The sequence below is a fragment of the Chromobacterium sp. LK1 genome (assembly GCF_001043555.1).
Classification (GTDB): domain Bacteria; phylum Pseudomonadota; class Gammaproteobacteria; order Burkholderiales; family Chromobacteriaceae; genus Chromobacterium; species Chromobacterium aquaticum.
In genome coordinates, this window is record NZ_LDUI01000019.1 from 1 (window position 1) to 9,297 (window position 9,297).

The 9,297-nt window shown below is 65.5% G+C and carries 8 protein-coding genes; 5 read left to right on the plus strand and 3 right to left on the minus strand.

Features of this window, described 5'->3' with window-relative positions; genetic code table 11:
• Positions 1-239 precede the first annotated feature (239 nt).
• Positions 240-1,205 (plus strand): acetyl-CoA carboxylase carboxyltransferase subunit alpha, encoded by a 966-nt coding sequence (locus VI26_RS10435; protein ID WP_048409686.1) that lies wholly within the window; start codon positions 240-242, stop codon positions 1,203-1,205.
• Between the two features lie 61 nt (positions 1,206-1,266).
• Positions 1,267-2,523: a tRNA lysidine(34) synthetase TilS gene (tilS, locus tag VI26_RS10440; protein WP_231580999.1), complete on the plus strand. Its 1,257-nt coding sequence runs from the start codon at positions 1,267-1,269 to the stop codon at positions 2,521-2,523.
• Between the two features lie 43 nt (positions 2,524-2,566).
• Here the strand turns inward: tilS and VI26_RS10445 are convergent, their stop codons facing one another.
• From VI26_RS10445 to VI26_RS10455, 3 genes are all read right to left on the minus strand, one after another.
• Entirely contained in the window at positions 2,567-3,286 is a 720-nt protein-coding gene (locus VI26_RS10445; protein WP_048409687.1) for a UDP-2,3-diacylglucosamine diphosphatase, read from the minus strand.
• A 77-nt stretch (positions 3,287-3,363) separates the two neighbouring features.
• Complete coding sequence (locus tag VI26_RS10450; protein WP_048409688.1) at positions 3,364-3,855, minus strand: peptidylprolyl isomerase; 492 nt, start codon at positions 3,853-3,855, stop codon at positions 3,364-3,366.
• A gap of 111 nt (positions 3,856-3,966) precedes the next feature.
• Complete coding sequence (locus VI26_RS10455) at positions 3,967-4,524, minus strand: peptidylprolyl isomerase (RefSeq protein ID WP_048409689.1); 558 nt, start codon at positions 4,522-4,524, stop codon at positions 3,967-3,969.
• A 289-nt stretch (positions 4,525-4,813) separates the two neighbouring features.
• On the opposite strand from VI26_RS10455, the gene VI26_RS10460 reads away from it, so the two are divergent.
• The 3 genes from VI26_RS10460 to VI26_RS10470 form a co-directional block, all read left to right on the plus strand.
• Positions 4,814-6,094 (plus strand): OmpP1/FadL family transporter, encoded by a 1,281-nt coding sequence (locus VI26_RS10460; RefSeq protein WP_048409690.1) that lies wholly within the window; start codon positions 4,814-4,816, stop codon positions 6,092-6,094.
• Positions 6,095-6,222: 128 nt separating this feature from the next.
• Positions 6,223-7,989 (plus strand): ABC transporter transmembrane domain-containing protein, encoded by a 1,767-nt coding sequence (locus VI26_RS10465; RefSeq protein WP_048409691.1) that lies wholly within the window; start codon positions 6,223-6,225, stop codon positions 7,987-7,989.
• Between the two features lie 92 nt (positions 7,990-8,081).
• The coding region (locus VI26_RS10470; RefSeq protein WP_048409692.1) for a methyl-accepting chemotaxis protein at positions 8,082-9,297 on the plus strand (1,216 nt) is incomplete at its 3' end.

The following is a 9,297-nucleotide window of genomic DNA, read 5'->3' on the forward strand; positions in this document are numbered from 1 at the left end:
TACCAACTGAGCTAAACGCCCTGAATCCTGTTCGCTGTTGCGTTTGCGTCTCAGCGAGGAGGCGAATTAAAACACAGGGTTTAAGCTTGCGCAAGTGGTCTATCAGCAATTTTTTTCAACTGACGACAATTTCGAATAAAAGCTCCAAAAATTAATGTTTTTGTCAGACAGAAAGGTGACGCCGGCTTTATCGCTAAGGTATCATGCCGCCATTAGCTATTTATCGGATGACGTAACGAATGAAGCCGACCTTTCTCGATTTTGAGCAGCCAATTGCCGAACTTGAGAACAAAATAGAAGAACTGCGCTATGTTCAGGACGATTCGGTGCTGGACATCTCGGAAGAGATCGCGCGTCTGCAGAAGAAGAGCCAGGAGCTGACCAAGACGCTCTACGCCAAGCTGACGCCGTCTCAAATCGCCATGGTGGCGCGCCATCCGCAGCGCCCCTACGCGCTCGACTATATAGAGAGTATTTTCACCGACTTCGAAGAGCTGCATGGCGACCGCGCGTATGCCGACGATGCAGCCATCGTCGGAGGCCTGGCCCGTTTCAATGGCCAGTCGGTGATGGTCATCGGCCAGCAGAAGGGCCGCGACACCAAGGAAAAGATCCGCCGCAACTTCGGCATGCCGCATCCGGAAGGCTATCGCAAGGCCTTGCGCCTGATGAAGCTGGCCGAGAAGTTCGGCATTCCAGTGGTCACCTTGGTCGATACCACCGGCGCTTGGCCCGGCATCGGCGCGGAAGAGCGCGGACAGTCGGAGGCCATCGGTCGCAATCTCTATGAGATGACGCGCTTGCGCGTGCCCATCATCGTCACGGTGATAGGCGAGGGCGGTTCCGGCGGTGCCTTGGCCATCGCGGTGGGCGATTGCGTCAATATGCTGCAATACGCGACTTACTCGGTGATTTCGCCGGAAGGCTGCGCTTCCATTCTGTGGAAGACCGCCGAACGCGCGTCCGACGCCGCCGAGGCGTTGGGCATCACCGCGCCGCGCCTGAAGACCCTGGGCCTGGTTGACCGCGTGGTCAACGAGCCGGTGGGTGGCGCGCACCGCGATCATGCCCAGATGATGGCGAGCATGAAGCGCGTGTTGCAGGAAGAGTTGAAAGACTTGACCTCCAAGCCGATCGACGAATTGCTGAAAACCCGTTTCGACAGATTGATGAGCTATGGCCGCTTCAAGGAAGCCGCAGCCTGACCCGCTCGAAGCTCTGCTAAGCCATTGGCCGGACGAATTGTCCGGCCAATGTGCTTTTGAGGTGGGCTTGAGCGGTGGTTTGGACTCGGTGGCGCTGCTGGCGCTGCTGTGCCGCGCACGCACACACAGGCCCGGGCTGGCGGTGAGCGCCGTGCATGTGCATCACGGCTTGAGCCCGAATGCCGACGCCTGGGCCGAGCATTGCCGCGCCTTGTGCGCGGCGCTGCGGGTGCCGCTGCGGCTGGAGCGGGTGAGTTTGGTCGTCAGCGGCGGCGATAGCCTGGAAGCGGTGGCGCGCACGGCCCGCTACCAGGTGTATCGGCGCTCCGCCGCCGGGGTGGTGGCGCTGGCGCATCATCTGGACGATCAGGCGGAAACCGTGCTGCTGCAATTGCTGCGCGGCGGCGGCCCGCGCGCGCTGGCGGCGATGCCGGCGCTGCGTCGGCTGGACGCGGCGGGGCCCTGGTTGTGGCGGCCGCTGTTGGGCTTGCGCCGGCTGCAGCTGGAGGCCTGGGTTCAGGCCGAGGGTCTGAGCTGGGTGGAGGATGAAAGTAACCGGGACGAGCGTTGGCGGCGCAATCTGCTGCGCCAGCGTTTGCTGCCGCAGCTGGAAGCGGCGCTGCCGGACTATCGCCGCCATCTGGCGCGCTCGGCCGGCCTGCTGGCGGACGCGGCCGCGGTGCTGGACGAGGTGGCGGCCCAGGATCTGGCCGCGTGTCGGCTCGGCGATGGTTTGAGCCTGGCCGCCTGGCGCGGCTTGTCCGAACCCAGGCAGCGCCAGGTCTTGCTGGCCTGGTTGCGCGTTCTGGAGTGGCCGGCGCCGGAGCCGGAAGCCCTGGCTGAGTTCCAGCGCCAGGCCTTGCAAGCCGGCGCCGACAGCTGTCCGCGGCTCGCGCTGGCCTCGGGCCTGTTGTACCGCTACCGCGACGGCGTGCATGCCTTGCCGGCGCTGGCGACGCCAGCGGCCGTGCCGCTAGCGGCGCTGGACCCGGCGGCGGAATGCCTGGTGGAAGGGTGGGGCGGTGTGCTGAGCTGGGCATGGCGGCCGCGTGGCCTGCCGGCGGCCTTGTTGGCGCAAGGCCTGCTGCTGTGTCCGCGGCAGGGCGGCGAGCGTCTGGCGTCCGCGGTGGGGCGCAAGCCGGTGAAGAACTTTTTGCAAGAGGCCGGCATCGCGCCGCCCTTGCGCGAGCGTTGGCCGCTACTGTGCGATGCGGGCGGACGCTTGCTGGCGCTGCCCGGCGTGGCGGTGGATGCCGATCTGGCCGCGGGTCCGGGCTGGTGGCCGTGTTGGCGGCCGTTGCCGGCGTCGTCGGGCTGATGCAGAAACGCCTGCCGTTTGGCAGGCGTTTTTCATTGCGGCTTCAGTTGGCCGCGCTCAGCGGCAGGCTGGCGATGCCGGCGGCGTCCAGCCGCAGATAGCCGCCGCGGTCGCCGTGCCAGTCCTGGATCACCCAGCGCTCGGATTCGCGATGGCGATGCATGGCTGGGCGATGAGTATGGCCGTGGATCAGCGTCGGCCAGCCGTGCTCGGCCAGCAAGGCTTCCACCGCCGGAGCGGTGACATCGGAAATGGCGGTCAGGCCGTTTTGCTGCTTGGCCATCTCGCTTTGCTGCCGCGCCTGGCGCGCAATCGCGTGGCGCTCGGCCAACGGCCGCGCCAGCATCGCCTGCTGCCATTGCGGGTTGCGGCTGACGGCGCGGAATTGCTGATAGGCCGCGTCATCGGTGCATAGCGCGTCGCCGTGGCTGAGCAGGTAGCGGCGGCCATGGGCCTCGATCAAGGTCGGGTCGTCCAGCAGCCGCGCGCCGCTGCGCAGGCAGAAGCCCTCGCCCAACAGGAAGTCGCGGTTGCCGTGCATCACGTACAGCGGCGTGGCGGCGGCGAAGGCGCGCATCGCGGCCAGCGGCGCTTCCAGGAACGGCGAATCGTCGTCGTCGCCCACCCAGTATTCGAACAGATCGCCCAGGATGTAGAGCGCGTCGATCCGGCCTTGCCAGGCTTGCAGCGTGTCCAGAAACAAGCGGTTCAGCTCTGGCGTGTCGTCCGCCAGGTGCAGGTCGGAAATGAAATGAATGGCCATGTCGCATGCGGATGAGTTGAAGCCCGGCCGGACGGCCGGGCTGGGGAGCGCGCCGCGCGTGGCGCGGCGTTGGCGAATCAGATGATTTCGGCTTTTTCGATCACCACCGCTTCCACCGGCACGTCCTGATGGCCGCCGCTGCGGCCGGTGCGTACCGCCTTGATGCTGTCGACCACGTCCTGGCCTTCCACTACCTGGCCGAACACGGCATAGCCCCAGCCTTGCGCGCTTTCCGATTTGAAGTCCAGGAAGTCGTTGTCGGACACATTGATGAAGAACTGGGCGGAAGCCGAGTGCGGGTCCATGGTGCGGGCCATCGCCACGGTGTAGCTCTTGTTGGACAGGCCGTTGTTGGCCTCGTTCTCGATCGGCGCCTTGGTCGGCTTTTGCGACATGTCGGCGCTGAAACCGCCGCCCTGGATCATGAAGCCGTTGATCACGCGGTGGAAGATGGTGCCGTCGTAGTGGCCGCTCTTCACATACTCTTCAAAGTTGGCGGCGGTTTTCGGGGCCTTGTCGGCGAACAGTTCCAGCACGATGGCGCCGAAGTTGGTGGTCAGTTTGATCATGGTGTTTTCCTTGATGACGGACAGGCCGCGCGGCGGCCTGCCGGTATTAAAGTGGTTCTTGAAGCGGGCTTAACGATCTCGCGAGCCAAGGCGGCAGATCGTAAACAGGCTTTAAGGTTTGATGGTGACTTTCTGGATCACAATCGGCTCGAACGGCACGTCGCCCATGCCGTTCATGCTGCCGGTGCGGGTCTTGGCGATGCGGTTGACCACATCCATGCCCTTGATCACCTTGCCGAACACGGCATAGCCGGCGCCCTGCGGCGTCGGGGACTTGTAATCGAGGAAGTCGTTATTGGCCACATTGATGAAGAACTGCGCGGTGGCGGAGTTCGGATCGGCGGTGCGGGCCATCGCGATGGTGCCGACGCCGTTCTTCAGGCCATTGCTCGCCTCGTTGGCGATGGCGGCGCGGGTGGGCTTCTGGCTCAGCTTGGTGTCGAAGCCGCCGCCCTGGATCATGAAGCCGTCGATCACGCGGTGGAACACGGTGCCGTTGTAATGGCCGGCCTTGGCGTAGGCAACGAAGTTTTCCACGGTCTTGGGAGCCTTGGCCGAATCCAGCGCGATCTCGATATTGCCCTTGCTGGTGATCATTTCCACTGTCGGCGAGGCCAGGGCCACGGCGGGCAGCGCGGTCAGCGCCAGCATGCTCAGCATTCGTTTCATGGTTGGTTCATTCAACAGGGTGTGAGAAGCCGCCAATATTAGCACAGCCTTTTGTCTCGGCGCAGCGCCTTGCCGCCATGGCCGCCGCCTTGCCCTGCGGCGGGCTGGTTTGCGGTCATTTTTATGCTTTTGGGTTTTTAGGCGTTCTTGTTTTTTTAAAAAATAGTATTTAGACTCCACCCCCTAAAAACTGTGTGACCGCTATCTATTTATATAGCATAAACGCCATGGCGCATGCCGGGCTTCGATAACAAGGGCGGTTTCCAGCCGCCGGGGTAAATACAAGAAAATGAAAGCATTTGCACCTTCCGCCGTTCGTGCCATTCCCGCTCTGGTGGCCGGCCTGCTGGCCGCGGCGCCGCTGGCTCAGGCCGCTGGTTTCCAATTATCCGAGCAAAGCGTGGTCGGCCTGGGCCGTGCCCATGCCGGCGCCGGCGTGGTCGGCGACGATTTGTCCGCCGTGTTCTACAATCCGGCCGGCATGACCCTGATCGAAGGCACCCAGATTCAGGGCGGCTTCACCTATGCCGAAATTGACGCGCCGTTCGAAGGCAAGGGCGGTTTCCCTGCCGCGCGCCAGGGCAGCGATAACGGTCGCGCCAAGGCCGAAGTCATCCCCAATGCCTACCTGGTGCATCAACTGAACGACCGCGCCCGTCTGGGCCTGGGCATCACCGTGCCCTTCGGTCTTGGCGCCAGCTATGACGATAACTGGATCGGCCGCAACCACGGCATTTCCAGCTCCATCATGACGGTGGACTTCAACCCGTCCTTCGCTTACAAGCTGGACGACAAGTGGAGCTTCGGCGCCGGCGTGTCGGCGCAGTATGCCAAGGCCGATCTGAAGCAGGGCGCCTTCCTGCCTGGCGCCACCGGCGAGATCGACGCCGACAGCTGGGCTTATGGCTATAACCTGGGCCTGATGTACGCGTTCAATCAGGACAACCGTGTCGGCCTGTCCTATCGCTCCAAGCTGAACCACAAGGCGCGTGGAGATTACACCGCGAGCGGCTTTAACCGTCTCGGCATTCCGGGCATGACCAATCTGGATGGTGTGCATGCCGGCGCCGCCGATGTCACCACGCCGGAATCGCTGCTGCTGTCCGGCTACAGCCGTCTGAACAGCAAGTGGGCGCTGAGCGCCACCGCGCGCTGGACCAACTGGAGCCGTTTCGACCAGCTGGTGATCAAGGGCAACCCGATGGCCGAGACCGTGATCAACAATCACTGGAAAGCCAGCTGGCTGTTCTCGGTGGGCGCCGACTACAACTACAGCGAGCAACTGACCCTGCGCAGCGGCGTGGGTTATGAAACCAGCCCGGTGCGCGACGCCAGCTACCGCAATCCGCTGATTCCGGACACCGACCGCGTGTGGCTGAGCCTGGGCGCCAGCTACAAGGCCAGCAAGCAGCTGACCGTGGACGCCGGCTACACCTATCTGATGGGCGTCGGCGACCGCGACATCAAGCACACTGCCACCAGCCCGTTCCGCAACGGTGACACCCTGCAGGGTTCCTACAGCTCGATCCGCGGCCACCTGCTGGGCGTGCAGATGCAGTACAAGTTCTGATCCAAGAAAGCCTGGCTTTCGCAAACCGCCGCCGGCCTTGCCCGCGGCGGTTTTTTCATGTCCGGGGATGCGGTTTGCCCGGCGGCAGGCTAGAGTAGGGCGCTCTGTATCATTGAGTGCTGATCGTCATGTCCGATTCCTCCCCGCTGAATCGCCTCACCCCGCTGACCGGGCTCTTGCCTTTTCTGCGCCCGTACCGGCTGCGCGCGCTGCTGGCCCTGCTGGCGCTGATCGTCGCCGCTGCCGCCACCCTGCTGCTGCCGGTGGCCTTTCGCTTCCTGATCGACCACGGCTTCAGCCAGCGCGCGGCGGCGGACATCAACCGCTACTTCCTCGGCCTGTTCGGCGTGGCGGCGGTGCTGGCGCTGGCCACCGCGCTGCGTTTCTACTGGGTATCCTGGCTGGGCGAGCGCGTCACCGCCGACATCCGCCGCGCGGTGTACCAGCATGTGATCCGGGTCAGCCCGGAGTATTTCGAAGTTACCCAGACCGGCGAAGTGCTGTCGCGGCTGACCACCGACACCACCCTGGTGCAGACCGTGATCGGCACCAGTTTGTCTATGGGCTTGCGCAATGTCTTGCTGATGCTGGGCGGCCTGGCCATGCTGATGGCCACCAGCCCCAGCCTGACCGCCTACATCCTGGTGACGCTATTGCTGGTGGTCTTGCCCATCGTGGTCTTCGGCCGCCGGGTGCGGGCCTTGTCCCGCTCCAGCCAGGACCGCATCGCCGATTCCAGCGCCATCGCCGGCGAAACCCTGAACGCGATTCCGACGGTGCAGGCCTTCAATCAGCAGGCGCGGGAGAGCCGGCGCTTCGGCGATTCGGTGGAAACCAGCTTCGACGCCGCGCTGGCGCGCATCCGCGCGCGATCCTGGCTGACGGTGGCGGTGATCCTGCTGGTCTTCGGCGCCATCGTGTTCGTGTTGTGGCTGGGCGCGCACGCGGTGCTGGAAGGCACGATGAGCGCCGGGCAGCTGGGCCAGTTCATTCTCTACGCGGTGGTTACCGCCGGCGCCATCGGCGCGCTGGCGGAAGTGTGGGGCGATGTGCAGCGCGCCGCCGGCGCCACCGAGCGGCTGATGGAACTGCTGGCGCTGAATTCGCCGGTGACGGAGCCGGCCGCGCCGCGCGTGCTGCCGTCTGGGCCTGCCGGCCTGGAATTGCGCGATGTTGATTTCGCCTATCCCTCGCGCCCCGGCCAGCCCTCGCTCTGCGGCATCCGGCTCAGCGTGCGCCCCGGCGAGCATGTGGCGCTGGTGGGACCGTCCGGCGCCGGCAAGTCCACTTTGTTCCAGCTCCTGCTGCGCTTCTACGACCCGCAGCAGGGTCAGGTGCTGCTGGGCGGCGTGGATGTGCGCGAGCTGTCCTTCGCCGATTTGCGTGGCCACATCGGCATCGTGCTGCAGGATTCGGTGATCTTCGGCGCCAGCGCGCTGGAGAACATCCGCTACGGCCGGCCGGACGCCAGCGACGAGGAGGTGAGGGCCGCCGCCCGCGCCGCCGCCGCGCATGATTTCATCGAACGCCTGCCGCAGGGCTATCACAGCTATCTGGGCGAACGCGGCGTGCGCCTGTCCGGCGGCCAGCGCCAGCGCATCGCCATCGCCCGCGCCATCTTGAAGAATCCGCCGCTGCTGCTGCTGGACGAGGCCACCAGCGCGCTGGACGCGGAGTCGGAACAATTGGTGCAACAGGCGCTGGAGCGCGCGGCGCAAAACCGCACCACCCTGGTGATCGCGCACCGGCTGGCCACGGTCAAGCAGGCGGACCGCATCGTGGTGCTGGACCAGGGCCGCATCGTGGCCGAGGGCAGCCACCAGAGCCTGCTGGCCAGCTCGCCCTTGTATGCGCGGCTGGCGGCCTTGCAGTTCGCCGCCGGCGGCGATGCCTGAGGAGGTCGCTACTTAAGCGTAATGAATAGTCTATGCTCCACGAAGGAAAGGCCGCCGCCGCGCGGCGCCGAAACCAGCGATGGAGCGAGACTATGAAACTGGCTGTCCGTTTGGGGGGCGTGGTGCTGTGCGCCGGGTTGGGCATGTGCGTGGTGGCCGGCTTCGCGCTGCACACCCTGCGCACGACCTTGATGGAAGACCGCAGGGCGCAGATAGGCAGCCTGGTGCACTTGGCCGGCCAGCAAGTGGCGATGTACCAAAAGCAGGAGCAAAGCGGCAAGCTGACGCGCCAGGAGGCGCAGAAACGGGCGATAGAGGCGATGAGCGGCCTGCGCGATCAGGACAACTATGTGTTCGCGCGCGACGCCAGCGACCTGGTGCTGGTGCACCCGGACCGGCGCAAGCTGGGCAAGCGCGACACCGGCGGCAAGCTGCCGGACGGGCGTACCCTGGTGCAGGTGTACCGCGATGCGCTGGCGAACGGCGATTTCGCCTTCGCGCTGATCCGCACCAAGCGCCCCAATGGCAATGAGACGCTGCCCAAGCTCAATGCGGTGATGCGGATCGCGGACTGGAACTGGACCATAGGCGCCGGCGTGTTCATGGACGATGTGGACCGGCAGTTCACCGGCCTGGCGCTCAAGCTGTCCGGCATCGGGCTGGCGGTGCTGGCGGTGGTGACGCTGCTGGCCTGGCGCGTCGCCGCCTCCATTTACCGGTTGATAGGCGGCGAGGCCGAGGCCGCCGCCGCCGCCGCGCGGGCGATGGCCGCCGGCGATCTGACCCAGCCACTGACCCAGGCGCCGCGCGAAGGCAGCTTGATGAGCGCCTTCGCCGCGATGCAGCGCAGCCTGCGGCAGTTGATTGAGCGGCTGCAGGACGGCTCCGTCCAACTGGAGAACTCGGTGGGCGGCCTGTCCAGCCGCATGCAGCAGATCCACGGCCAGGTCGAGCAATCGGCCGCGGCCACCGCCGGCGCCGCCGCCACCACCGCCGGCATGCTGGATGGGGTGGCCGAGGTGTCGCGCCGCAGCGCCGAGAGCGAATCGGATTCCGCCAACGCCTGCGAGCTGGCCGACGAGGGCGAGAATCTGGTGCGGCGCGCGGCGGAGGAGATCCAGGCGGTGTCCGGCCAGGTGGCGGCCGCCTCGGGCTGCATCGGCGAGCTGGCCGAGCGCTGCCGCGCGATCGACGTCACCGCCGCGGTGATCAAGGACATCGCCGATCAAACCAATCTGCTGGCGCTGAACGCGGCGATAGAGGCGGCGCGCGCAGGCGAGACCGGACGCGGCTTCGCGGTGGTGGCCG

Bases quoted from the DNA above. Each gene is read 5' to 3' on its own strand.
- VI26_RS10435 (WP_048409686.1), top strand. From the start codon at position 240: ATGAAGCCGACCTTTCTCGATTTTGAGCAGCCAATTGCCGAACTTGAG.
- VI26_RS10445 (WP_048409687.1), bottom strand. From the start codon at position 3,286: ATGGCCATTCATTTCATTTCCGACCTGCACCTGGCGGACGACACGCCA.
- VI26_RS10450 (WP_048409688.1), bottom strand. From the start codon at position 3,855: ATGATCAAACTGACCACCAACTTCGGCGCCATCGTGCTGGAACTGTTC.
- VI26_RS10455 (WP_048409689.1), bottom strand. From the start codon at position 4,524: ATGAAACGAATGCTGAGCATGCTGGCGCTGACCGCGCTGCCCGCCGTG.
- VI26_RS10460 (WP_048409690.1), top strand. From the start codon at position 4,814: ATGAAAGCATTTGCACCTTCCGCCGTTCGTGCCATTCCCGCTCTGGTG.
- VI26_RS10465 (WP_048409691.1), top strand. From the start codon at position 6,223: ATGTCCGATTCCTCCCCGCTGAATCGCCTCACCCCGCTGACCGGGCTC.